This is a genomic window from Candidatus Amoebophilus asiaticus 5a2, assembly GCF_000020565.1.
Lineage (GTDB): Bacteria > Bacteroidota > Bacteroidia > Cytophagales > Amoebophilaceae > Amoebophilus > Amoebophilus asiaticus.
This window is the reverse complement of the sequence record NC_010830.1, coordinates 1,367,127-1,391,114: the sequence shown is the minus strand read 5'-3', so window position 1 is coordinate 1,391,114 and position 23,988 is coordinate 1,367,127. Positions and strand designations below refer to the sequence as shown.

The 23,988-nt window shown below is 35.2% G+C and carries 22 protein-coding genes and 2 pseudogenes; 8 read left to right on the top strand and 16 right to left on the bottom strand.

Annotated features, from left to right (window positions below):
- Window positions 1–160 precede the first annotated feature (160 nt).
- The 8 genes from AASI_RS05515 to AASI_RS05480 all read right to left on the bottom strand — a co-directional run bounded on the left by AASI_RS05515 (window position 161) and on the right by AASI_RS05480 (window position 6,117).
- Complete coding sequence (locus AASI_RS05515; RefSeq protein ID WP_012473182.1) at window positions 161–1,294, bottom strand: CIS tube protein; 1,134 nt, start codon at window positions 1,292–1,294, stop codon at window positions 161–163.
- Between the two features lie 18 nt (window positions 1,295–1,312).
- Window positions 1,313–1,492: a DUF5908 family protein gene (locus AASI_RS05510; protein WP_012473181.1), complete on the bottom strand. Its 180-nt coding sequence runs from the start codon at window positions 1,490–1,492 to the stop codon at window positions 1,313–1,315.
- A 50-nt stretch (window positions 1,493–1,542) separates the two neighbouring features.
- On the bottom strand, window positions 1,543–2,007 hold the full coding sequence (locus AASI_RS05505; protein WP_012473180.1) for a phage tail protein: 465 nt from the start codon (window positions 2,005–2,007) through the stop codon (window positions 1,543–1,545).
- Window positions 2,008–2,026: 19 nt separating this feature from the next.
- Entirely contained in the window at window positions 2,027–2,473 is a 447-nt protein-coding gene (locus tag AASI_RS05500; RefSeq protein WP_012473179.1) for a hypothetical protein, read from the bottom strand.
- 60 nt (window positions 2,474–2,533) lie between these two features.
- Entirely contained in the window at window positions 2,534–3,037 is a 504-nt protein-coding gene (locus tag AASI_RS05495) for a hypothetical protein (protein ID WP_012473178.1), read from the bottom strand.
- Window positions 3,038–3,157: 120 nt separating this feature from the next.
- Window positions 3,158–4,654 carry a phage tail sheath family protein gene (locus AASI_RS05490; RefSeq protein ID WP_012473177.1) on the bottom strand — a complete coding sequence of 499 codons (1,497 nt, stop codon included), beginning with the start codon at window positions 4,652–4,654 and terminating at the stop codon, window positions 3,158–3,160.
- 22 nt (window positions 4,655–4,676) lie between these two features.
- Entirely contained in the window at window positions 4,677–5,525 is an 849-nt protein-coding gene (locus tag AASI_RS05485; protein ID WP_012473176.1) for a hypothetical protein, read from the bottom strand.
- A 10-nt stretch (window positions 5,526–5,535) separates the two neighbouring features.
- Window positions 5,536–6,117 (bottom strand): DUF4255 domain-containing protein, encoded by a 582-nt coding sequence (locus AASI_RS05480; protein WP_012473175.1) that lies wholly within the window; start codon window positions 6,115–6,117, stop codon window positions 5,536–5,538.
- A gap of 754 nt (window positions 6,118–6,871) precedes the next feature.
- On the opposite strand from AASI_RS05480, the gene AASI_RS05475 reads away from it, so the two are divergent.
- Both AASI_RS05475 and AASI_RS05470 read left to right on the top strand, forming a co-directional pair.
- Entirely contained in the window at window positions 6,872–7,915 is a 1,044-nt protein-coding gene (locus AASI_RS05475) for an ankyrin repeat domain-containing protein (protein ID WP_012473174.1), read from the top strand.
- A gap of 225 nt (window positions 7,916–8,140) precedes the next feature.
- Window positions 8,141–8,965: an IS982-like element ISCaa5 family transposase gene (locus tag AASI_RS05470; RefSeq protein ID WP_012472346.1), complete on the top strand. Its 825-nt coding sequence runs from the start codon at window positions 8,141–8,143 to the stop codon at window positions 8,963–8,965.
- A gap of 39 nt (window positions 8,966–9,004) precedes the next feature.
- Here AASI_RS05470 and gap read toward each other — a convergent pair whose 3' ends face one another.
- Window positions 9,005–10,000: a type I glyceraldehyde-3-phosphate dehydrogenase gene (gap, locus tag AASI_RS05465; RefSeq protein ID WP_012473173.1), complete on the bottom strand. Its 996-nt coding sequence runs from the start codon at window positions 9,998–10,000 to the stop codon at window positions 9,005–9,007.
- Between the two features lie 67 nt (window positions 10,001–10,067).
- Window positions 10,068–10,544, bottom strand: a complete 477-nt coding sequence (locus AASI_RS05460) for a hypothetical protein (protein ID WP_187146253.1) — start codon at window positions 10,542–10,544, stop codon at window positions 10,068–10,070.
- Window positions 10,545–10,872: 328 nt separating this feature from the next.
- Between AASI_RS05460 and AASI_RS08850 the strand changes: the two genes are divergently transcribed.
- Complete coding sequence (locus AASI_RS08850) at window positions 10,873–11,067, top strand: hypothetical protein (RefSeq protein ID WP_187146252.1); 195 nt, start codon at window positions 10,873–10,875, stop codon at window positions 11,065–11,067.
- Window positions 11,068–11,153: 86 nt separating this feature from the next.
- On the opposite strand, the gene AASI_RS05455 is transcribed toward AASI_RS08850, so the two are convergent.
- From AASI_RS05455 to rfbC, 6 genes are all read right to left on the bottom strand, one after another.
- Window positions 11,154–12,230: a ubiquitin carboxyl-terminal hydrolase family protein gene (locus AASI_RS05455; RefSeq protein WP_083758841.1), complete on the bottom strand. Its 1,077-nt coding sequence runs from the start codon at window positions 12,228–12,230 to the stop codon at window positions 11,154–11,156.
- Between the two features lie 130 nt (window positions 12,231–12,360).
- A complete protein-coding gene (locus tag AASI_RS08845; RefSeq protein ID WP_012473170.1) occupies window positions 12,361–12,498 on the bottom strand; it encodes a hypothetical protein in 138 nt (45 codons plus the stop codon).
- The gene (locus tag AASI_RS05450; protein ID WP_012473169.1) at window positions 12,485–13,471 is read right to left on the bottom strand and encodes a bifunctional phosphoglucose/phosphomannose isomerase; all 987 of its coding nucleotides are present in this window, start codon (window positions 13,469–13,471) and stop codon (window positions 12,485–12,487) included. The genes AASI_RS08845 and AASI_RS05450 overlap by 14 nt, the downstream gene beginning before the upstream one ends.
- Window positions 13,472–13,583: 112 nt before the next feature.
- Complete coding sequence (rfbB, locus tag AASI_RS05445) at window positions 13,584–14,597, bottom strand: dTDP-glucose 4,6-dehydratase (RefSeq protein WP_012473168.1); 1,014 nt, start codon at window positions 14,595–14,597, stop codon at window positions 13,584–13,586.
- Between the two features lie 5 nt (window positions 14,598–14,602).
- Window positions 14,603–15,475, bottom strand: coding sequence for a dTDP-4-dehydrorhamnose reductase (gene rfbD, locus AASI_RS05440; protein ID WP_012473167.1), 873 nt, complete (start codon window positions 15,473–15,475; stop codon window positions 14,603–14,605).
- Complete coding sequence (rfbC, locus tag AASI_RS05435) at window positions 15,472–16,032, bottom strand: dTDP-4-dehydrorhamnose 3,5-epimerase (protein WP_012473166.1); 561 nt, start codon at window positions 16,030–16,032, stop codon at window positions 15,472–15,474. Before rfbC ends, rfbD begins: the two co-directional genes overlap by 4 nt.
- A 107-nt stretch (window positions 16,033–16,139) precedes the next feature.
- Here rfbC and AASI_RS05430 point away from each other — a divergent pair.
- From AASI_RS05430 to AASI_RS05410, 5 genes and pseudogenes are all read left to right on the top strand, one after another.
- Window positions 16,140–16,986: pseudogene (locus tag AASI_RS05430) on the top strand (DDE-type integrase/transposase/recombinase); the annotation flags it as partial.
- Between the two features lie 322 nt (window positions 16,987–17,308).
- Entirely contained in the window at window positions 17,309–19,381 is a 2,073-nt protein-coding gene (locus AASI_RS05425) for a GTPase (protein ID WP_012473165.1), read from the top strand.
- Window positions 19,382–19,605: 224 nt separating this feature from the next.
- On the top strand, window positions 19,606–20,235 hold the full coding sequence (locus AASI_RS05420; RefSeq protein ID WP_044282853.1) for a hypothetical protein: 630 nt from the start codon (window positions 19,606–19,608) through the stop codon (window positions 20,233–20,235).
- Between the two features lie 57 nt (window positions 20,236–20,292).
- Entirely contained in the window at window positions 20,293–22,530 is a 2,238-nt protein-coding gene (locus AASI_RS05415; RefSeq protein ID WP_187146251.1) for a GTPase, read from the top strand.
- 268 nt (window positions 22,531–22,798) lie between these two features.
- Window positions 22,799–23,750, top strand: a pseudogene (locus AASI_RS05410) (IS481 family transposase).
- Window positions 23,751–23,988: the final 238 nt, after the last annotated feature.

Genomic DNA, 23,988 nt, shown 5'->3' with positions numbered 1-23,988 from the left:
AGTGTATGTGAAGTGCGAGATAACTTAATAAAAAGTTTTACATGGGGCTTCTTATAAGCATTTTAGGTTGCTAAATAGTAATAAGTGTTTCTCAACTAATACATCTGTTTCTAGTTCTAGATTTTATTAATTTTTAAATATGGATTGTAAGCTATTAAACTTAAAGTTTACTCTTTACCTTATCTTTAGCTGCAACAGCCTTGTTTTTACCTGTTTTTGCCTTACTTTTTAAATAATTAGCACCCTTTGAACCGTATTTTTTTGCCATTGCCAATAGCATTGCTAAAAGCCCCAGCGATGTTAAAGGAACAGCTAGTGAGAGCCCTGAAGCTAAGTTCCTAAGGCTGTCTAATCCATTTACACGGCCTAGTGATTTAGCAAGATTTGGATCTCCTAATGAATTTTTAGCAACACCAGTTAATTTATCTTTGGGTGTCACTTGTTGTACCGTAGTAGGGGTAGCAGCTGCAGTTGCGCCAGGTGCCTGCTCTATATTCTTTGTATCTGCATTTTGAGGATTGGTAGTGGTGGCTGCGGCATTTGTTCCTGCTGCTGGTTCTCCTCCTGCTTGTGAAGTGCCAGTTGCACTAGTGTTTGCTTTTGCTCCTGCAGTGTCTGGTGTGCTGGCGTCAGCAAGTTCTGATTCTGTGAGTGTAGCTCCAGCAGTTGTAGCATCAGGCGCTACACTAGGTGGTGCATTAGGGCTTACAGCAACCGACGCTGCTGCTACGGTTACGGCAGCGGCTGCGGCCCCAGCCGCTGCACCAGTTGCTGCCCCTAATACTGCAGTAGTGGCTGTATTAGCCGTTTTCGCAGCTGCTTTTGCAGCTGTGGCAATCTTGCTTGCGCTTGCATCTTCTAATACCACTATATCTACTTCTGCTCGGATTGGAGCACCATCTGACTTAAACATGGTATAACTTGTCTCCAAACCAACCAATTTACCTTTAAAATCAATTACACCCCAGATAACCCGCACGTAATAAGGTGAATTAATATCTTCCTGGAACTTATATACCACGTCTTGCAAAGCTTCTAGCTGATCTTTTACACTTTTGTCTGAGTCTGGAAAGATCCCTGTATTATCAAAGATGAGTCTAAACGACAGTTCCTTAGGAGGCGAAACGTTATAGCGAAGCGCCATATTGGCTGAGCCCATACCTTGAGACCTCTCATAATCTACACTACTTGTAATTTTGAGGTTTGCAGGGTTGATAGAAGCTGAAAACTCACCCTTTTGGGTAGTAAAGCTCTCATTACTATATGCTTTTATAACCAGCTTGCTAATACTCATAGATTTGTTGTATCAAGTTTAACGTTCTTGTTTCTGGCTTAATAAAGTTTTCATAGCTTGCAAACAGTTATACTCTAGCCGCTTTTCAAGTTTTATTAAATCTTGCTGCATAGCTTTAGCAGATGTTGACTTATCTGCAGAACCATTGTCAGGCTTTATTCTAGTCTGTATAACTAATTCTTGTATTTTAACAGGCATACTTTTTTGTTTACTTATTTACTCTGCTGTTATTGACACTACTTTTTGTTTTATGAGGTAGTTGGATTAACATCGAGCCGAGTAAGTTTTGAATAAGCTAAGGTAATAGTTTCTATTACTATTGGGCTTCCTGACTCTAAATCTAAGGATGAAAGTCTAAATCCTATAGGATAAACCCCCTCTACTGTCCAATGGTTATTAAGTGTTTCATCATTGTTTAATATAAATATGTGTGCTATAGTAGGTGCAAAAATGCCACTAGATAAAGCCTGCTCGCACCATTTATTAATCTTAGACTTTGTTGTAAAAACAGGCCTTTTTAATATCAAATTTTCTACTTCATATATTGTAGGCATACTATAAGCATTCCCATATCCTCCTGGGCAATATTTATCTATTTGATACATCATTCCTAAACCTTCTATAGCATAAAAATATTCTGGATCATTTGCATCCACTACGTTTTCTAAGGTTACTCGAAAAGAATGTTTAAGCGTGGGAATAAGTGTGCCCATAACTACAAAAATTTAAAGCTTAGTAAGGTGCATTTAAAATACCTTGTAAGTAAAATTTGATACGTACATAGTCATTAACATCTATTAATATTTCGCCAGCAGTAACAATACAATTATCGATGGTTGTTGTCTGTTCTGGGGTGGTCTTATTACCTCTTTTTATCTGTATTGTAGCAGTTTGAGGGTCATAACCTTTCTTTAGTACTTCCGCTACAGCTGTTTTAACGAAAGGTAAAAGCCCTTTTCCTGTAGGATTGTCATATGGGATATAAGTAACCGTAAAATCTACTATTTCTTTTCTTTCAGAAGTATGATAAGATAATGGTGCTTGCTGACTTGTCTGTACTTTAGCTATATGTGATCTTTGCATGTCTGGTAGTTCTACTGAATCTACTGTGCAACCTGCTGAACTACATGTGGTTGTTAAAGGTGAATAATTAAAACTTGTAAACCTTTGTGTACTCATAGTCGAATATTTTTATAAAATATAATGAATAAAAAATAAATAGGATAATATATGTAATACTTAACCTTTCTTTTTACTTTCTAGTGTAATTGATGCTGGGTTGAAAATTTCTACTTTAGCTACATATTCCATAAAGTTGGTCAATTCTGGAGTCTGAGTAGTAAGCTCACTTATATAACCGTCAAAGTACAAAGCAAAAAAATCATCGTCTTTTCCACCAGGGCCAAAGAGAACTATAGCTACATCCTTTACATAATTTTCTGTAGTGGTAGCAGTACGAGCTTCCTTTAAGTTGTTTTGTAGTTTTTGAATGTCATCTTCCACTGTTTTCTCAGGTGTTTTAACTATTTTAATAGTAATTTCTCCGTCTTGTAATACATTGGATCCTCTCCTAAGTACATAATTTTTTTTCCCCTGGCTGGACATACATTCATCGTATCCAGAACCATTAGTAAATTTTAAGGAAAGTTGAGCATCTGATAACTGTAGATTCTTCTTATCGATGCTAAACGAAATACCCGCTGGTACAAGCGTTTGGGTGTCCATTTTTGCTGATGTTGCCATAATAATATCTTTTTTTCTTATGGGTTATAATTTATTTTTTGAGTATTATGTTATTGTATATATAGTATGTCCTACTGCTATGTAAAATAAACATAGCAAGTAGGTCATCTATAGTTTGGATTAACTTCCTTCTTGTCCGCCCATCTTTTGCTCAAATGTAATGACGATAAACTCTGCTGGTCTAGAAGCTGCTGCCTGAACTTTTATTCGCATGATACCTTCATTAATGTCTTCTTGAGTCATAGTTTCACCAAGTCCACAGCTTACTGTAAAGGCTTCAGAAGGAGTGTTTCCTACTAAAGCACCTTGTCTCCACAAGTTGGTTAAGAAGTTACCAATACTTCCTTTTACTATAGCCCAGGTTATGGATACGTTAGGTTGGAATACAACAGAGAAGGATGCTTGTTTGATAGACTGTTCAATAAGTATAAATAATCTCCTTACGTTAATATAGCGCCATTCTACATTGTTGCCTGCCAACGTTCTTGCCCCCCAAACAATAGCAGATCCTCTTCCTCTAAATGCACGGATAGCATTAATAGATTTTCCGCTTATAGCATCTACGTTAAGAGTTTCTTGATCTTCATGCGTAATCTTAATAGCAGGCTCAATAACAGAATTTAGGTTTTGGTTAGCTGGTGCTATCCATACGCCTCTACTTCTATCAGTACGTGTGTACAACCCTGCCATAGCTGGTGCTGCTGGCAATACATTAAGTCTGTCTGCTATAGTTTTACGTAGAAGCTTATATTCTTTACTAGCATTTTTAAGTCCTGCATCCCAATATTTTTTCTCCTTTTCGCTAGTAGCAGTTTTGATATTGTGCAGGATAGGTTTGTGTGCTTCATTAATAAGAGATTCTAAAGAATCTAAATTAAAGTTCTCATATCCAATATCGTTGATTGATATGATATTGGTTTTAACCCAAGGGTAGTACGCTGCACCATAGGTTAGGTTGTCTAAGCCTATATTTTCTCTAAATCGAGTTACATATTTATTTTTGTCTTCTCCTAATGGAAGCTCTTCTCCACTTCCCCAGATATCAAATAGCGCTACTTTATCCATATATTTGCCACAATGTTGCAAAGCATATGTTTGTACAGAATAATAAGAAGAATCTTCTTCATCTAGTAGCAGAGAGTCGGGCATAAGCAACATAGTAGGTACTTCTTCGCCTGCTAAGGTATCTATTGCTTTTTTGAATGTATCAGGGGTAATTGCTAGCAGTTGTGGATCTTTACCATATTGTCCAATAGATATGATGTAGCAATCTGCACCACCATTATCAAAAAATAATTTTAAACTATTGTATAGGTAAAATTTTGAATAAGGACTTTGTTGTAAGGTATACATTTGTCCATTCATATTAAGATCTCCACCTCCTTTTTCTGCAGGTTTAACGGTAAAGACAGGCACAGGTGCTTTTCCATAGAATATTTCAAACTCAGATAAAGAGTTAATATGCACCGGCTTCATATGGAAAGATTTTCCATTGATTTCTGCCCGCTCGGTAAATCCTATGAAAACGGGAACTGCAGTTGCCACCTGAACCACAGCATTGGCACCGGTGTCCTTCTCGACGATATATACGCCGGGAGTTTTTAAATTTTCTGGCATTTGTTTTTGAATTTATTTTAGATTAAACATAGACAACGATATTACTATAAAATATGCCTCCTTTTTCTACATTGTTTTCTAACAGATGAGTGTCTGGAAGGGGTAATCTTTCTAACAGTGTTTCTTCTGTATTAGCTGCTTTTTTTGTTGTTTTTTTTGAGATCATTCTTAAAGAAAACTTTTGACTGGGTTTGTCGCTTAGTGTAAGCGCTTTTTTAGACTCATATACATGGATATGCTTATTTTCAGGAGTTCCTTTATATATAAAATAAGAATCATCTTCATCAATTACAACTTTCATAGGACTTTTTATGCGCTCTTGTACATCTATTATATGGTAGCGCCAAATAGTTTCCCTAGCTTTAATTTTAATGTTGTATTGCACAGGAAACTTCTCTATTGATGGCTTTTTTTCCCATAGGTTAGCTAACTGAACATGAATGATACCAAATGCATTTGGAAATGGTTTTCCTATGCTATGTATAGAAGTACTAAAAGGTACTTTATCTTCTTCAGCAACATAAGCTTTTTTATGTAAGTTATCGGAGTTATTTGTGTTGCTGAAGTAATAAATATATCCTTGTTCTGGTTTTAGTAAGGAAAAGTTGATTGTATATGGATTGCGTAATATGAAATAAAAGGTTAGAGTGGAGCTTGCTATTTTATCTTGAAAAACTTGAAGAGGTTCATCAAACTTATTTGTTAGCCAAATTATTTCATAGCCTCCTTCATATTCGTTAAGCCGCATACGATGGTAATCCATCAGCTGTTGGGTTGTTTCATCAGCTACCAAATGAAAGTTATTATCTACTTGGTTACTGTAGTAACTATTGTAAATATTAATTCTAAACAATTTTAAAGCAAAAACCATAATCTAATGTTTAGGACGGATTATCGATTTTGTTGATTGCAGGAATCTCTTGCCAAAATGTTGGCATGTCTGTAATAGGAATCAAGCCTATTTTGTAAACTACAGAAGGCATATAAGTAGTATTAAGACAACTCCATAATGCTTCTTTTTGTTGATAGTCAAGTTTTACTAGAAATGCTGAAAATTCTTCTAAATTGGAGATCTGTAAGGTTGGTGTATTTTGTGTAGTAAAGTGATTTTTATACTGAAAGAAAGCTATAATGCTTGACAAATACTTTAAGCCCTCCAAGACTTGGCTGTCTTTATAATTGGCGGCAAAAAGTATATGGACATAAAAATTGACCGGTAGGTTTTTAATGATGTAGTTGTTTCCTTGTTGTACATATGTGTTAGGGTTTTGGTTAATAGCCTCTTGCACAATATCTACTACACTCATTATAATTTTATTTTTGTGGTTGACCGAAGCACCTCGTTGTTGAAGTTCTAAATCAGCATAATTAGTATAAACTACTTGATCTTCATTAGTGCCTATTCTGGTTTTTATATACCTGTTAACCTCAGTTAAAATGGTATGAACACATGCATCAAACACGATAATTGTATGGTTAAAAGGTTTTGGTTAATAGTTGGTCGGTGTATTGAATTTAATGTTCTGCTTCCTCTAATCTTATACTTATAATGTATTGAAAATAGAGTAAAAAAACAAGCTTGATTATAAGAAGAAATTAAAAGAATAAATGGTGAAGATTAAAACAAAATACATTAGCTAGTAAGGGTTAAAATCATTTCATTTGGCTTGAATTTTATAAAATTGGCCAATAAATCATTGTATCCTGTTTACCATCATATTTACATATGCTAACAATACATAGGTTTTTATTTTTGTTTTTGTCTATCATATTCTAAGCCAAAAAATTAAAATTAGTTAGGGTATTTCTTAAGAGGTCTAGTATCTATGCTTGCTAGTTTAATATGGTTAATATTTATACGAAATTTATTGGTGTATTATTAAATTATAAAAATAATGGAGTATGTTTCTTTGACTTATAATCAGAGATTATACGAATCTTTGGGGTCATAACTATAGTATAAAATAGAAACTGATTTTAGTAATAACTAAGAGGGTATTGTAGAACAACCTGCTGTTAATTTTGACAAGTTAGATTATAAGAATAGCTGCTAGAATGTGAAATACTCATTAAGTCAATTAGAACGTCTGCTTATTAATCAATCTATGGTTGTCTAGAAAAGCCTATGCTCAATCATATTTAAATATTCTTGCATATATCAACTTTGTTAATTAATATACTCTTTTGTTACATCTTTTTATTAATAATAATAACGCTATGATTACAAAAGTAGGCCTTACTTTATTCCGTCCATTTCTATACACGCTATACAGGGTAAGTTATATATTAACAATAATCTTATTTTTAAAGAGTTGTAACCATTTTGCAACTCCCTCTAACCTAATTATAACTACAAAGTCTAATAATGCTATCCAGACAACAGAAAACCTAGTTCTAATTGAACAGCAAGAAGCTGAGAATACTATTATAAGTGGTTATACAATTACTTTATATCAAACGGGACAAACACTACAAGCTATAGTAAAAAAGTATTTATTCGGAGACTTGTATGGTGCTTACGACCTTCCGGCTTATATAGGAGCAGATATGAACTTGCTGCATCTAACTACTTTAAATAAACAAAGACAAAAGGAATTGGTCCATATATATGTAAACGAAGAGGAGTGTCCCAGTTATGTGTATATAGGAGCCCTTGATTTATTCGAAGTCAATATCACAGTTGATGATCAGCAAGACAGTGCTGTATTACACTGGGCAGCTGCATCTGGGGATGTGGAAATGGTAAAAGTGTTACTAACAGAAGGGTTTAATGTATATGCTAACGACTCACATGGTAATTCTTCCCTTCATTTTGCTGCTATTAATAATCATCCAGAAACAATACATTTATTATTGCAGAGTGGGATTAATGTCAATGTTAAGAATAAAGATGGAAATACTGCATTGCATGGTGCTGCTGTATATGGATATATAGAAGTAATACAAGCATTATTAGCTCAAGGAGCCGATGTTAATTCGAAGAATAAAGATGGAAATTCTGTTTTGCATCTAGCAGCTGCATATGGACAAACGGAGGTATTAAAAATTTTATTAGATGCAGGTGCAGATATACATGCTAGGAATCAAGAGAACAACTCTGCTTTGCATCTTGCTGCTTATAAATGTCAGGATAAAGCGACAAGAATATTAATAGCAAGAGGAGCTACGATAGATAGTAAGAATAAATTAAGCTTAACGCCTATTGAAGTTGCTGTTAAGTATAATAATAGCACAAATATAGGCGAATTAGGAGATTGCTAACCACCAATCGTTTTAAATAAAAAGAATGGAACTCTTTTGTTTTTATTGATAGGGAATAGGTAAGTTAAGTGTAGTATTTTAGTTGAACTAATAGAGTATTTCAGTTATATAATTACTGAAATACTCTATTTTTATATATAACCTAAGTTGCTAGTAATAGATAAGGCAAAGAGTAAAAAACCTCCGATCTTGTTTTTGTCTTAAACCAATAAATCGGAGGTCATTATGATTGAAAAATCAATAGCAATATACTCATTTATTGATACTTTACTCAAGTATTTACATCATCAAGAAGATAAAAAAAGGAAGTTGTCGGATGCAGAAGTACTCACAACAGCTATCATCTCAGCCTTATACTTTGGCGGACATCTTGACAAAGCTCGATCGTTTATGCATTCCACTAAGCTTATCCCTAACATGCTCGATAAAAGTAGGTACAATCGCCGCTTGCATGCTATAGGAGAAGAGATAACTTCGCTCTTTTTAGAAATAGGCACTTTAATCAAGCAAGTAGCCACTTGTAAGGACTTTGTATTGGATTCATTTCCTGTGCCTGTGTGCGATAACATACGTATTAGCAGATGTAAACTATTACAAAGTGAAGCTTACAGAGGCTACAAAGCCTCTATGCGCCGTTACTTTTATGGCATTAAAGTGCAGCTTATTACTACTGATTGTGGTATTCCGGTCGAATTCTCAATAGTAGCTGGCAGCCAAGCGGATGTAAAAGGATTGCACCAACTGCCCTTTTCTATGCCTGCTGGTAGTGCACTTTATGCTGACTCGGCTTATACTAACTACCATCTAGAAGATATGTTGGCTGATGATAGGATTAAGCTTTATTCTCAGCGTAAATCTAATGCTCATCGAAAGGATACGCCTTCTCTGGCTTATCTCAAAGAGCGCATGCGAAAAGTGATAGAGACCAGCATTAGTGGCATTAAAGGCCTTTTCTTAAGGAAGATTCATGCTGTTACCTTCCAAGGCTTTCTGATCAAAATACTCTTGTTCTTGCTAGCTTTTCAAATCAACAAAGCTTTTCTTAACTAGCAACTTAGGTTATATAAGTTAAGAAAAAGCGATGGTTTATTATCTGCCGAGCTTACTTATTAAATCTGCTATACGATGTGCATAGCCGCCTTCATTGTCATACCAACCTACTACCTTTACTAGGTTCCCTTGTGTATAAGTAAGCTGCGCATCAAAAATACAGGAGTGTGGATTGCCAATCACATCTACAGAAACAATAGGATCTTCTGTATATTCAAGTATGCCTTGCATAGCTCCATCAGCAGCTTGCTTCATGGCAGTATTAATCATTTTCTTGGTAACTGGCTGCCGAAGAATAGCTGTTAAGTCCAATATAGAGCCATCTGCGACAGGTACACGCATAGCAATACCATCTAATTTCCCTTGAAGCTGTGGTAAAACAGTACCTATAGATTTTGCAGCTCCTGTAGTAGTAGGGATAATAGATTTTGCAGCTGCCCTAGCACGCCGTAAATCTTTATGGGGCGCATCTTGTAAACGTTGGTCGGCCGTATAAGCGTGAATGGTATTAATATAACCTTTTTCAATACCAAAATACTTATCTAGTACGTATGCCACAGGTGCTAAACAATTTGTTGTACAAGAAGCATTTGAAATGATAGGACCAGCCGTAGATAAAATATTCTCATTAACTCCTAACACTATAGTAGGGATATCATTGCTTGCCGGTGCTGAAATAACTACACGTTTAGCACCCGAAGTTATATGCTGCTCATTGCTAGCCTTATCTAAGAATCTTCCAGTAGCTTCTAATACAACATCTATTTGTAGCTTTTCCCATGGTAGCTTGGTAGGGTCAGGTTCTGCTAATACAGTAATTCTCTTGCTATTTACAAGAAGATGGTTTGCATCCGCTGTTACATGGCCTGCAAACCTTCCATAATTAGAATCATATTTAAATAAGTGTGCTAGGGTAGAGGCATCCGTAAGATCATTGATGGCTATTACTTCTATGTTTGATTTTTGTAATAAAGCTCTTAAGCTTAATCTGCCTATTCTACCAAAGCCGTTAATGGCTACTCTAATTTGCTCCATGTTAGTTAGTGTGTACTTAAATTTTTAGAGCAAATTTACAATTTTTGATTCTAATTGAATAGGGATATTACTCTTCTTGTAACTTATTTACAAACTCCATGATTAAATCTTGACAATTGTGTTCCAAAGAGTCGAACATTTTACTTAATTTATATTTTTCAAATATATTCGTACAAGTATAACACCTAATCGCTTTTTCTAATAAGGGCTTATTTTGATTTTCTAGATGAAGAAATATATTGATTAAGTGGCTTTGCTGTCTTCTATTAAAACTTATAAAGTCTTGCAGAAAACGTATTTCATGGTTTCTATTACCCATATTATTCAACATAGACAATATCACTGCTCTACTCTCTTCTGTAAGTTCTATTAAATTAGCTCTAAAGTCGCCTAAGCCAGGCTCACCATCTACTAACTTAAGTTTATCTTCCCACTCTTGGCTTAACTGTGGAGGTTGTGTCTGATTGTTATTAATTCTATAAGTTTCTGCAGAAGGCATAGGAGGTACAGATTCTCCACAGCCTAAAAAAGAAAACAAAAACATTACTATACTATAATGTATTCTCTTTATAAACATATGTTGCTGGGTATTTAAATAAAATTTTGGAGATAATAGAACTTTAGGTTCTCTATATAAATAACTAAATAAATTGGCTATTTACAAGAGAGTAAGTAAGAAAATGTGGTTTGTGAGTTGTAAATAAAATCGTATATAAGAAAAGTCGAGGTGGTTTAGGTTTTAAAAGAGAATAAAAGTAAATATTACAGATAAATAAGAAGATTAGCTTGAAGGAAATAAATTAACATAGTGTATTTCTTATACATCTGCATGAAGAATTTTAAGCAATCAATAGTTTTCAGCAGGAAATAAATTGCTTAAAGAAAGAGCATATTGTAAGAGTAAAGGAAACTATTTTGTTTGTTTACAGACAACCATCAGTAAGCACAGAGAGGATAATCATCAACTCAGAGAACAGTTGGATTTAAATTCTACTGATTCTTATATATTAGTTTCATTAATAGAGCTTTATCTGAGCAAAACCATCCATCTAGTGTTAGAGAATTAGTAGTCGAGCCACAACAGCTTAGGTATAAATACCATTTTTAAATATATATTCCACATAATAAATGATAGTTATACAAAGCTTCTTAATTATTCTGATCTTCTTGGACTAGTTGGCTTATAAAAGAAGATATATGCGTTTTTAGCAGCCGTTTCAGCATCTGTTTCAGATCTTGGAGAAACCGTACTATCATCATATTCAATCCACTGTTTACCCACTTTTGTGTAAGCTATATAATGTCCCCTTCGTAGACCTTCTCCTATATGGTTAATAAAGCCTACTAGTTCGTAATAAAGGTTATTTGATAAACCATCAATTTGATCGTGTCTTACTGTTAAGCTAAATGGTTTTTCTACTTCTTGCTTAATTTTTGGAGGGGTTACTATTCCGGGTATAAGGTTTCCAAACCTTTTTAGGTTAATAACCAACATCTTCCCATACAGTTTATCTAAATCTTTTAAGGATGGAACATAACGTGCGTCTACGTTAATGCTGTCATTCTCCGACCATTTTACTTCTCTCGTCCCTGTACTATTTAAGTAATTATTGACAAAATTCTGCATGGTTGTTAAATTGCTTTGCTGTGGCATTTCTACATTTAGCATGGACCATGGATCCTTGCCGGAAGAACGCTCATTACCTGTTGTTGGATGAATAAGTGTGCCAATAGTTTTTGCTTTAGGTAATTTTAACCAATCAAAAATTCCTTGTAGCAATTCACTTGCATCTTCTTGCGCACCAATATTAGGTTTCCAGCCAATACCACCTATATTTTCTTTATGCTCATCTTCTTCTTCATTTTCTTTAAGTGCTTTAAAAAATAACTCGGCCCTTGCTGCAATTTCTTGATTATCTACTTTTTCATTTCCTCGTATAGCCTTTATAAGGCTCCTACTCGTTTTACCAAGAGGTCCCTTTGTTTTATCGAAAGCATTTGAGTAAAAGGAAGCAAGAATTTGTAATACTGAATTCATGTAGCAGGTATTGCCAAGATTTCCTATGCCTTTATTGATAACAGGATCTTCTTGTTCTATAGGTTTCGGAGGATTAGTGTTTGGTTTTGCTCCATTGTTACAGTTATTACAGCTGCTTATTAGCAACAATAGCATTATAAAAACAATATTATGGTAAGAGAAGAGAGGTTTAGAACATAAGGGCGCTATCATGGAAATTATTTTTGAGATTTTTTTATTGAGTTATTGTCGCAAATATATAAAAAGTTATTTATGGCATCAATAGAAAAATGGCTTTCTATCGCGCCAATTAATAAAAACGAACTATAAGAGTAATAGAGAGTTATGCTAGTGTCACATACGATGCTCCTTTATTTTTGGATAAGCATTTCCAAGTAAGCATATTACTTTTTATCAATGCTTTAACACTAACAGCACGGTTTAGAATAGAGGTAAGCGTTAAATACTTACTTGTTTGCATATAAAGCTGATTTTATTTGGTCAATAGATTTTACTTCCACCGGATCAACTCCTGTTGTTTGTGCTAGGTAAAACGAAATCCAATCACTTAAATGAATAAGATATAACGAGCGTATCAATTCAGTTTGTCCTTGTGCACATAGTATTGTGAAGTTATTGGTATGCTTTTTTATAATATCTTGTGCAATCTTCTGTTGAAGTTCTAGTCTTTCATCTTCCGTATAGCTATTGAACATAATGACAGCCAAGTTTTGATAGTTTGTTTCCCACCCTACAATTTCATTATGGTTTATTTCTGGAAAAATATGATGCCAACACAGCTGTTTGCTATTTTCATTGAGCTGTTGCCTAAAACGAATAGCTACTGACTCATATGGAGTTGTTGTATAGATAACTGGTAAATAACCCTTAATTTTTTTTGCCACTTGCTCAGCTTCTGTCTGTATAGAAGCTTGTTTGTCACTTATAATTTGGATAGCTGATTGTATTTCTGAAACAAACTCCCAGCTGATAAGATGATGAAAATATAATATAAATAAAAGATGTACGATTGCATGATCTAGTGAAGCCCTTGGAGGAAGAAATTTTGGTAATGGAAGGACATCAATAGCATGCTCTTGAGCCATCCGTTGGAGTTCTCCGCCTGAAGTAATAACAATCATAGAAGCTTTCTTTTTAAGCCCTGTTTGAAAAGCTTCTAATGTCTCTTGCGTATTTCCTGAATAAGATACAACAATCAGCAATGTATGCTCGTTAACATAAGCGGGTAAGGTATAGTCATGATTGATCGTTAATGGAACAGATAATTTATCCTTAACCCAGTTTTTTACTAGGCTTCCTGCTATTCCTGAACTACCCATACCAGTAATAATAATGTTATGGATAGGATTTTTAATGTGGCTAAGCTTCGTTTTTTTGACTAGGCTAATGGCATCTTGAAGGCTTTGAGGAAATTTTTTAATGATTAAATACATGAAATTTAACCTATGTCAGTTATTTTTTACTTGTTTATAATATATAAGTATGTAAAAATTAGCTTTTATCTGTATAATAAATATACTATTTCTTTGTCAGGTATTAAAGTATTTATAATTTATTTTTTAAGTACCATTGTACAGTTTTTTGCAATCCTGTCTCAAAAGGTTCTTCTGCTTTCCAGCCTAAAGTTTTTTCAGCTTTTTGGGTGGCTAACGCATACCGTTGATCATTGCCTGGCCTATCTGTTACAAAAGTAATGAGTGATTGATAAGAACTTCTATTGGACAGTGGTGCTAGTTTATCTAGCAAAGCACATACCTGATAAGCTATTTGTAGGTTGTTTTGCTCATGGTTACCTCCAAAATTGTAATGCTCTCCGATTTGTCCATAATGAAAGGTTAAATCAATACCTTTACAATGATCTAGTACATAAATCCAATCTCTAACAGCATTTCCTTTGCCATGTATAGGAATAGGTTGTTGTGCTAGCGCACGTTGAATAATAATAGGAATAAGTTTCTCGGGGTATTGTTTGGGACCATAATTGTTGGAAGCATGGGTAGTTATGGCATTAAACCCATAAGTATGTACATAGCTACGCACTAGCAGGTCGCTGCCTGCTTTGGTAGCACTATAAGGATTGTTAGGTGCATACGGGGTTTCTTCTGTAAAAAAACCAGCAGGCCCTAAGCTACCATATACCTCATCTGTAGATACGTGTAAAAAGCGACTTTCTATGTAATCTTGTTTATATTCCCCAGGTTTTTGCATCCAATGCAGACGGGCTGCCTCTAACAGAACAAACGTTCCTTCTATATTGGTTTTAATAAATAAGGTAGGATCTTGAATAGAACGGTCTACATGTGACTCTGCTGCTAAGTGAATAATTCCTTGAAAGTCAAATTGCCTAAACAAAGATGATACTAACTCTCTGTTGGTAATATCACCTTGCACGAAGTGGTAACGGGGATTTGAATGCACTTCTGTTAAATTATTCAAGTTGCCAGCATACGTAAGCTTATCTAGATTAACTATTTCATATTCTGGGTACTTGTTTAAAAAATAGGGTATAAAATTAGCACCTATAAAACCTGCTCCGCCAGTTACTAATATATTTTTCATATAGTTTATTGTCTATAATTATGTAAGCAATAAGCTAAACTTTCTTGCCAATGTGGAATTGTCAGTCCAAAAGTACTTTTTATTTTTTCTTTATCTAAAACGCTATAAGAAGGCCTATTGGCAAAGCCTGGAAAATCACTCGAATGCTTGGGTATGATATTACAGTTTAGGTTTCCTATTTTATGAATAGTCCAAGCTAAATCATATCTACTAGTTACCCCCTCGTTAGCATAATGGTATATGCCTGGTTGGTATAAGCTAGGGTTTTCATGGATTTGTAATATAATTTTCCATAGGGTTGTGGCTAAATCTTGTATATATGTAGGACTACTAACCTGATCATACACCATACCTATATGCTTTTCTTGTTGTGATCTTTTCAACAGTCTAGTAAGAAAATTATCCCCTAGTACATCGAAAAGCCAAGACGTTCTTATGATGTAGGCTGGGATGTTGTATGGCAATATATTTTGTTCTCCAGCTAATTTAGTTTTTCCATAGTAATTAACAGGGTTGGTTGTCATGCCTTCTATTAATGGCTTTGCTAATAAACCTTCGAATACGTAGTCTGTTGAAATATGCAACAGGGTAAAATTAAATTCTTGTGCTAAGTTAGCTAGATAACCCGGTGCTATTGCATTGATAGTATAAGCACGCTTTTGGTCAGTTTCTGCATGATCTACCTGCGTATAGGCTGCGCAGTTGATTAGATAATTGATAGGGTTATTTTGCAAGTATCTTTTTACTTGTTGTATATGAGTAATATCTAATGCTTGCTTGGATTGGTAGGTAGCGAATAGATACTGGTGTTTAGGTTGTGTATGTGCAAGTGCCTGTGCAAGCTGGCCTTGCCCACCTGTAATTAGTACTTTAATCATAACGATTGATAATCAAAGTTAATAATCGCTTTTTCTAAACATGGTAATTGTTGATCTCTGGCAGAGAGTAGAGGAGGGGCATTTATTTTCCAGTCTATTGCTAACTCAGGATCTAGCCAGTGAATGCCCGCTTCTGCTTCTGGATGGTAAAAATTGTCACATTTATAAATAATGGTCGCTTCCTGGCTCATGACCGCAAATCCATGGGCATAACCACGCGGTATCAGTAGCTGTTTATTATTTTCAGCCGAAAGCATAATGCCCTCCCACTGGCCAAAGGTAGTACTTCCTTGTCGGAGGTCTACGATTATATCCCATATTGCTCCGTCTATTACACGAATAAGCTTTGCTTGCGCATACGGATTAAGCTGATAATGTAAACCTCTAATGGTTCCTTTTTTAGAAAAGGACTGGTTTTCTTGTACAAATTGGTTGTGTATACCTAGCTGAGTTAATTTTTCTTGATGATAACATTCCATAAAATAACCACGCTGGTCAGTTTTTAATTCTGGCCCAATAATTGTTAAGCCTAAAGTTGGCGTTTTTGTTATCTGCATAGTATGTTTTTTCGTCTGCTATGTATAGGTAGCAAATCATGAACATTACAAAAGTACTGCGTACTTCAATATGATAGCTTCTGGGAGCTAAACTTCTTATATAAAATTTGTGTGTCTATGGCATTGTAGCTAGTTTGCTTCTCTGCCAGTTATCTAAAGAGAGTCTAGCAACCCTTGCTAGGCGTTTTAGAGTTAACTGTAAAACAATAGCTAAATGGAAGCAGAGAGCTTCTTGCCAGGATGCACCTATGGGGCCTAAAGTAAGGCGCTCTAAGGTGTTAACCCAGCAAGAAAAACAAGTTGTTATTGTTTTTAGAAAGCTTACACAACTGCACTTGGATGATTGTCTATATACTTTACAAGAAACTATTCCTCAGTTATCACGTTCTACTTTGCATCGCTGTTCTCAGCGTCATGGCTACACTAAGCTAGAGAAAGGCCAGGCTAAGGAGAAAGCAGTTAAGAATCAGTTTAAAGTTTATCCCACCCGTTATTTTCATATAGATATAGCAGAAGTACAAACAGCACAAGGTAAACTCTATTTGTTGGTAGCAATAGATAGGACTAGTAAGTCTTGCTATGTTAGGCTATATGCATTTGCTTGCAAGTGAACAGCAGTAGGCTTTTTAGAAGACTTGATAGGTTTTGTTCCCTATAAGATCCATAAGATACTTACTGATAATGGAGTACAATTTACTAATAGAAAAGAAGGAGAATTAGCGCTCGAGCATATGTTTGATCATACTTGCCAGCAAGAAGGGATTGAACACAGAAGGACTCAAGTGGCCGACCTATGGACTAATGAACAGGTAGAGCGCAGGAATAGGAGCCACTGTACAAAGCTATTATTATAGCAGCCATTAGCAATTAGAGCACCATTTAAATGACTTCTTGTTAGCTTATAATTTTGCTCGTAGGCTCAAGGTCAAGGTATTGAGGGGTAAAACTCCTTGGTAATTGATATGGGATCAATGGGAGAAAAATCCTCAGCTTTTTTACTAAAATATTAATACTTCACTAAGGGGCTAAACATAAAATTGGTTCCTAGATTTTATGTATTCGCGTATAGCTTAGAGCTCCTATTATTTGTGACTGAATCTCATGGCCCGCCATTCTTCTTTCTTTCTTGTTCTTTTAATCAATACTGTTAGTATTACTTTTTAGTTAGCATAAAATATAAAAAAGTTATAAATAATTTATGCTTATGCTTGCATATAAAATCATACCAGGCTAACATGTAACCAGTTTAAGTTTTGTTTTTATAAATTCTATAGCTATGAAAAGAACTTATACATTATTTCAGCAATATACAGCTTATGCTTTACTTATAAGCTTCTTATTACAAAGTTGTAATGGTTTAGGGAACTTATCGGTTCCTAGTCAAGAAGAGCAAACAGCGCATATAAAAACTAATCCACAACAGTTAATTCTTCGAACGGATATCCAGCCTTTAGCCAATCAAATATTAACAGCCCAAGGTGGACATGCTGTTACGCTTTATGAAGAAGACAGCACACTAAAAGCAGATGTTGCAATCAATGTACCTCAAGGATTTAGTAAAACTTATGAAGAATTACAGGTATATATTGAGCAGGGTGCACAATTATCAAGTTTACCTCAGTTAGAAAAAAAAATACAAGAGCGCCGTATCCAACTTCAATTAGCTCAAAAAGGGCAACCAGTTAAAGTAATTATATACAAGGGAGCAGGGTTGGCGGGTGGAGGAAACACTAAAGATGATGGAGAAGGACAAGCAGAGATAGTGGAAGAGCAAGCAGCAGATGCGCAAGAGAAGGAAGAAAAAGAGGAAAGCAGACCTAATGAGGCGGTTATTTTCTGCGGTAATCCTGGTGTTGGCAAGAGCGCACTCTGTAATTCTATTTTTCAAGAAGCGAAATTTCCTTCAGGCACAAGTCGTGGACAGGGGCTAACTACTCATCATCAAACCCATATGTATAAAAATAGATTATATATTGATACCCCAGGTTTGGAAGATATAAATATGAGAGAACAAGCGGCTGCTGAAATAGAACAAGCACTAAAAAAAGGAGGTAATTATAAGATGGTCTTTGTGATAGTGTTAGATGATGGTAGGCTAAGACAAGCTGATTTAAATGCGATCAATATAATTTGTGATGCTATCAAGACTCCCTTTGAATATGGACTAGTTATCAATAAGTCTATGCAGGAAACTATTGACATAATTATTGAAGAAGGAGGATTAGGGCCATACTTGATAACCTTACACAAACAGCCCTTTCAAACCATTATGCTCACAAGAGAGGAGCGGATGGCTGCAAAGGCTAACGTATATTTTGAAGTGAATGAAAATAGAAGAAAATTGTTAGACCTTATCAATAACTTGCCCGCCAGTAACATACAACTTGGTAAGATAGATATCAGGAACTTTGAGGAGAAGATCCAACAGATGGAAGAAAAGTATATAAAAGCCATGGCTAAGCTGAAGGCTCAACACAAGCAGGAAAGAGAAGAACAGGAAGTGCGTATCACAAAGGAAAGAGAAGAGCATGAAGCGCAAGTGAAACATCAGGGAGAAGAGTACGAGGCTAAAGTGAAAGAAATACAAGCACAGATGCAAGAGCAACAGCAGGTAGCAGATGCTAGAATAGAAAAAGATAGAAGAGAAACTGAAAACAGGATAAGACAAATACAACAAGAAAGTGAAAAAAAACAACAAGAAGCAGAAGCTAAAAGGAAGAATGAGCAAGAAGAACGTGATTCTCAGATAAAAAGCTTACAAGAAAAAATAGAAGAGAAACAACAGATAGCAAAAGCTAAAAGGAAACAAGAGAAAGAAGAGCAAGAAGCTCAGATAAAAAAAATGCAAGAAGAGATGGAAAAACAACGCACAGAAGAAGCTGAAAACAAAAAAGAAAGGAAAGAGGACAAAAAGAAGCAGAAGAAAGAAAAGAAGAAACTTAAAACTAAGATAAAAAAAATACGTCAGGCAGCTAAAGAAAAACGGAGAAAAGAAAAGGAAAAAGAGAAAGAAGAAAACGATGCGCAGATAAAAAGATTGCAAGAACAGTTAGAAGAAAGACAACGGGCAGCAGAAGCTGAAAGAAGAAGAGAAAGAGAGGAAGCTGAGTATAGAATCAGAAGAATAGAACAAGAAAGCGTAGATAGAATTAGGAGAATACAACAGGAAAATCAAGAGCTATTAAAACAATTTAGAGCGCAGCAGGTGGGCCAACAAAGGAGCTCAGGTGCACCATTTGCTGCTACTGCTACAGGTGCTGCAATTGGTGGAGGAATAGGAGGCCCTGTAGGCGCAGGTGTTGGGGCATTTTTGGGATTCGGTTTTGATTTGGCTAAGAACTTGTTCTAGTAAGAAAATATTGGATAGATTTTAGGGTAGGTTTAAGTGGCTGGAACAATTAAGTGTGTATAGAAAAGCTTCTATGCAAGATTGTTGATAGGAAAATGGCTAACAGTAGAATACTATGCATGTTTCCAAAAGCTTTACACTAAAATACCTACCTATAAAAGTAGTAATTTAATATTTTGAAGAATTACATTTTAGAATATCATTACAATTTACATATTATATAAATGTTGAAAATCATGCTACTACTTAGAAAGATAAAATTGCTTACTACATTCTTATTTATAAGTATACTGATAATTAGCTGTAACTGTGGAGAAGGTACCCCTACCAAAAAGGATTTATCAGAAGACAAAAAAAAGGACTTAACAGAAGACAAGAAGCAATACTCAACAGAGAGGATATTTAAGGAATTGCAGGAAAAAGTTAAAAAACTGTTGAAAAACTTAAAAGATCAACTTAACCCCTGCGTAATAAATTATATGGAACCATTTATAGAAAGGGATTTAGATGATATTCCTAAACTAAGCAAGAAGGATGCTCTTATATTAATGAACCAGTTACAATTAGACGACAAGGTTAAGACTTTAAAAGGTTTAAAAGCCATGCTGAAAAAAGGAGAAAATAATCCTAATGAGTATGATTTAGCTTCAGAGGATACAAAGGACGAGTTAACTAAAACTATAAAAAAAATAAAAATTGAAAACATAGATTTACGACCAAATACTCAGTCTAATGATCCTAATCATTTTTTTACTAAGAATAATTTTAGTAGAGCCTACTTGGCAGTATCAGACATAATAGAATTTCTAAAAACAGCTAAAAAAATAATAGAACTAAACATAAAAAATTCTTGAGTTGTTAAGTAAACAATTAAGTTATTCAATAGGTAAATAATCAAACTATTCAAAATGGTGGAGCATACATACTTCCTAAAATTGATAGCATATATTTTATTCATCTGCTCATTTTTTCAGAATTGTAATTCTCCGGTTACTTTACCTCTGGCTATAAAGGATAAAGGGCGAAACCAGCAGCGAGACATACAGTCTATACTAGATAAAATATTTACAACAGAAGAAGGCCACGGCATTAGTTTTTATGGATCATCAAGTACATTACAAGCCAGAGTGCAAGCACTCGATAAAATATATGACGGCATACCTGTAAATGTAGATGAAGGGGTAAAGCTAACCGAAATAGCTAGCTTAGAAGAGAAAATACAACAAAAACGCATTCAAATAACATTTGAACAAGAAAAGCCTATAAGTGTCACCGTGCGTAAAGCCTGGCTGCTTGAGGAAAGCAGACCTAATGAGGCGGTTATTTTCTGCGGTAATCCTGGTGTTGGCAAGAGCGCACTCTGTAATTCTATTTTTCAAGAAGCGAAATTTCCTTCAGGCACAAGTCGTGGACAGGGGCTAACTACTCATCATCAAACCCATATGTATAAAAATAGATTATATATTGATACCCCAGGTTTGGAAGATATAAATATGAGAGAACAAGCGGCTGCTGAAATAGAACAAGCACTAAAAAAAGGAGGTAATTATAAGATGGTCTTTGTGATAGTGTTAGATGATGGTAGGCTAAGACAAGCTGATTTAAATGCGATCAATATAATTTGTGATGCTATCAAGACTCCCTTTGAATATGGACTAGTTATCAATAAGTCTATGCAGGAAACTATTGACATAATTATTGAAGAAGGAGGATTAGGGCCATACTTGATAACCTTACACAAACAGCCCTTTCAAACCATTATGCTCACAAGAGAGGAGCGGATGGCTGCAAAGGCTAACGTATATTTTGAAGTGAATGAAAATAGAAGAAAATTGTTAGACCTTATCAATAACTTGCCCGCCAGTAACATACAACTTGGTAAGATAGATATCAGGAACTTTGAGGAGAAGATCCAACAGATGGAAGAAAAGTATATAAAAGCCATGGCTGAGCTGAAGGCTCAACACAAGCAGGAAAGAGAGGAACAGGAAGTGCGTATTACAAAGGAAAGAGAAGAGCATGAAGCGCAAGTGAGACATCAGGGAAAAGAGTACGAGGCTAAAGTAAAAGAAATACAAGCACAGATGCAAGAGCAACAGCAGGCAGCAGAAATTAAAAGGAAAAGGGAAAGAGAAGAAGCAGATGCTCAAATTAAAACATTAAAAAAAGAGGTGGAAGTAAAACAGCGAGCAGCAGAAGCTCAAAGACAGAAAGAGAAAGAAGAACACGATGCTCAGATTAAGAGGTTGGAAGAACAGCTGGAAGAAAAACAACGTACTGAAGAAGCTAAAATGCAGAAAGACAAAGAAGAACAAGAAGTTCGGATGAAAAGAATGCAAGAACAGCTGGAAGAAAAACAACGCGCTGAAGAAGCTAAGAGGCAAAAAGACAAAGAAGAACAAGAAGCTAAAATGGCTGAAATGAGAAGAATACAACAAGAGTTAGAAATGCAAACTCTTGCTTTGAATGCGCCCCATAAGGAAGCTATTGAAACAGCATTGGCAAAACAGCAGAGGTATTGTTGCTTAAATATAAGACCATTTCTCAAGGATTCTGGCAAATTAAATATTAATGATGTTAAGTTCTTAATTAACCATCCACTATTTAAAGATCAGGGGAATTATCCTTATGGTGAGGTTGATTTAAACGATATAATAGAAGCTGACGCAGTGGTAGAGCTAACTAAAGGACTAAGAGGCACACGTGTGGAAAGACTTAATTTAATTTCTAATCAAATAGGGCCTGCTGTAGCTGCTGAACTTGCTAAAGCCTTACAAGGAACAAATGTGGGGGATGTTGATTTAAGTTGGACTCTAATAGGAGATTTAGGTGCAATAGAATTTGTTAAAGGTTTAAAAGGAACAAGCGTACATACGGTTAATTTAAGCTACAATAAAATAGACGACCAAGGGGCTATTGAATTTGCTCGAAATTTAAAGGGTACACAAATATATTCAGTTGATCTAAGAGCTAATAAAATAGGTGATACAGGAGCCATAGAATTGCTTAAAAGCTTAAAGGATACTCAGGTGAAAATTGTTTGGTTAATTCGTAATAAAATAACAAGAGAAACAAAACAATTAATAATAAATCAATATCCACATATTGAAACCTACTTGGAAAACGTAGGAATGGTTATTTATGAATAAATAGAATTAAAATATTCCTCTCTATTTTTACTTTTCCTTCTCTGTTGCATCTTCTACTTGATGTCAAGTGCACTTTAAATACAATTAAGCGAACTGCACATTAATACGTATTCCGTTATTAAACTTTAAAATATGAAAAAACTTTACTTCTTACGTTTGCCATAGGCCGTATGCTTTTTACTCACTAATCTATTAGATGTTTGGTCCCCAACAATTATGGTTATATTAGCAAGGATATTATTAGTGATAAAAACCAAGTAAAAAAACTATGGGACAATTACTACATAAATGCGCCCGACAACAGAGAAAACTCGTAGAGAAATACAGTTATCAAAACAGAGTATAGCTTCCCTTGCTAGGCGTTTTGGAGTTAATCGTAAGACAATAGCTAAATGGAAAAATAGGACTTCTTGCCAAGATGTGCCTATGGGGCCTAAAGTAAAGCGTTCTAAGGTGTTAACTGAGCAAGAAGAGAAGGTTGTTATTGCTTTTAGAAAGCTTACAGGGTTACCCTTGGAGACTCGCTATACACTCTACAAGAAATCATACCTCACTTATCGCGTTCTACTTTGCATCGCTGCTTTCAGCGACACGGCTGCCCTAAGCTAGAGAAAGTGAAGCTTAACAACAAAGCAGCTAAGAAGCAGTTTAAAGCTTATCCTATCGGCTACTTCCATATAGATATAGCAGAAGTGCAGACCGCCCAGGGTAAACTGTATTTGTTTGTGGCAATAGATAGAACTAGTAAGTTTTGTTATGCCCGCTTATATGCATTTGCTTCCAAGTCAGCAGCCGTAGGCTTTCTTGAAGACCTGATAGCTTTTGTTCCTTATAAGATACATAAAATACTTACTGATAATGGTGTACAATTTACAAACAGGAAAGAAGGAGAATTAGCGCTCGAGCATATGTTTGACCGCATTTGTGAGCAAGAAGGCATCGTTCACAGAAGAACGCAGCTGGCACATCCATGGACCAATGGCCAGGTAGAGCGCATGAACAGAACAATCAAAGAGGCTACTGTGCAAAGCTATTATTATAGTAGCCATCAGCAGTTAGAGCGGCACTTAAATGACTTCTTGTTAGCTTATAATTTTGCTCGTAGACTTAAGGCACTCAAGGGCAAAACTCCTTGGCAATTGATAGAGGAACAATGGCAAAAAAAACCTCACCTTTTTCACCAAAATATTAATACCTTTACTAAGGGACTAAACAATTAGAGCTGCTGCGAAAGAGATAAAATAGAGTAGGAATTTGAATAAAACAGAGAGAGGATCTTGCCAGTAGCGACGCTATTTGTTAAAAAGCATGCTTGAAGTTTATCATACCCGCTATAATATTAAAGCGCAGGTTATATTTCTTCTGAAAGTTACGGTAAACTTCTGACATAATAGACCTACTGCGAAAGAGGTAAAATAGAGTAGAATTTTAAATAAAATAAAGAAGGGAGCTTGGCTC

What these genes read in the sequence shown, in the direction of transcription:
- AASI_RS05515 (WP_012473182.1), bottom strand. Translation starts at nt 1,294, where the DNA reads ATGAGTATTAGCAAGCTGGTTATAAAAGCATATAGTAATGAGAGCTTT.
- AASI_RS05510 (WP_012473181.1), bottom strand. Translation starts at nt 1,492, where the DNA reads ATGCCTGTTAAAATACAAGAATTAGTTATACAGACTAGAATAAAGCCT.
- AASI_RS05505 (WP_012473180.1), bottom strand. Translation starts at nt 2,007, where the DNA reads ATGGGCACACTTATTCCCACGCTTAAACATTCTTTTCGAGTAACCTTA.
- AASI_RS05500 (WP_012473179.1), bottom strand. Translation starts at nt 2,473, where the DNA reads ATGAGTACACAAAGGTTTACAAGTTTTAATTATTCACCTTTAACAACC.
- AASI_RS05495 (WP_012473178.1), bottom strand. Translation starts at nt 3,037, where the DNA reads ATGGCAACATCAGCAAAAATGGACACCCAAACGCTTGTACCAGCGGGT.
- AASI_RS05490 (WP_012473177.1), bottom strand. Translation starts at nt 4,654, where the DNA reads ATGCCAGAAAATTTAAAAACTCCCGGCGTATATATCGTCGAGAAGGAC.
- AASI_RS05485 (WP_012473176.1), bottom strand. Translation starts at nt 5,525, where the DNA reads ATGGTTTTTGCTTTAAAATTGTTTAGAATTAATATTTACAATAGTTAC.
- AASI_RS05475 (WP_012473174.1), top strand. Translation starts at nt 6,872, where the DNA reads ATGATTACAAAAGTAGGCCTTACTTTATTCCGTCCATTTCTATACACG.
- AASI_RS05470 (WP_012472346.1), top strand. Translation starts at nt 8,141, where the DNA reads ATGATTGAAAAATCAATAGCAATATACTCATTTATTGATACTTTACTC.
- gap (WP_012473173.1), bottom strand. Translation starts at nt 10,000, where the DNA reads ATGGAGCAAATTAGAGTAGCCATTAACGGCTTTGGTAGAATAGGCAGA.
- AASI_RS05460 (WP_187146253.1), bottom strand. Translation starts at nt 10,544, where the DNA reads ATGTTTTTGTTTTCTTTTTTAGGCTGTGGAGAATCTGTACCTCCTATG.
- AASI_RS05455 (WP_083758841.1), bottom strand. Translation starts at nt 12,230, where the DNA reads ATGATAGCGCCCTTATGTTCTAAACCTCTCTTCTCTTACCATAATATT.
- AASI_RS08845 (WP_012473170.1), bottom strand. Translation starts at nt 12,498, where the DNA reads ATGCAAACAAGTAAGTATTTAACGCTTACCTCTATTCTAAACCGTGCT.
- AASI_RS05450 (WP_012473169.1), bottom strand. Translation starts at nt 13,471, where the DNA reads ATGTATTTAATCATTAAAAAATTTCCTCAAAGCCTTCAAGATGCCATT.
- rfbB (WP_012473168.1), bottom strand. Translation starts at nt 14,597, where the DNA reads ATGAAAAATATATTAGTAACTGGCGGAGCAGGTTTTATAGGTGCTAAT.
- rfbD (WP_012473167.1), bottom strand. Translation starts at nt 15,475, where the DNA reads ATGATTAAAGTACTAATTACAGGTGGGCAAGGCCAGCTTGCACAGGCA.
- rfbC (WP_012473166.1), bottom strand. Translation starts at nt 16,032, where the DNA reads ATGCAGATAACAAAAACGCCAACTTTAGGCTTAACAATTATTGGGCCA.
- AASI_RS05425 (WP_012473165.1), top strand. Translation starts at nt 17,309, where the DNA reads ATGAAAAGAACTTATACATTATTTCAGCAATATACAGCTTATGCTTTA.
- AASI_RS05420 (WP_044282853.1), top strand. Translation starts at nt 19,606, where the DNA reads ATGTTGAAAATCATGCTACTACTTAGAAAGATAAAATTGCTTACTACA.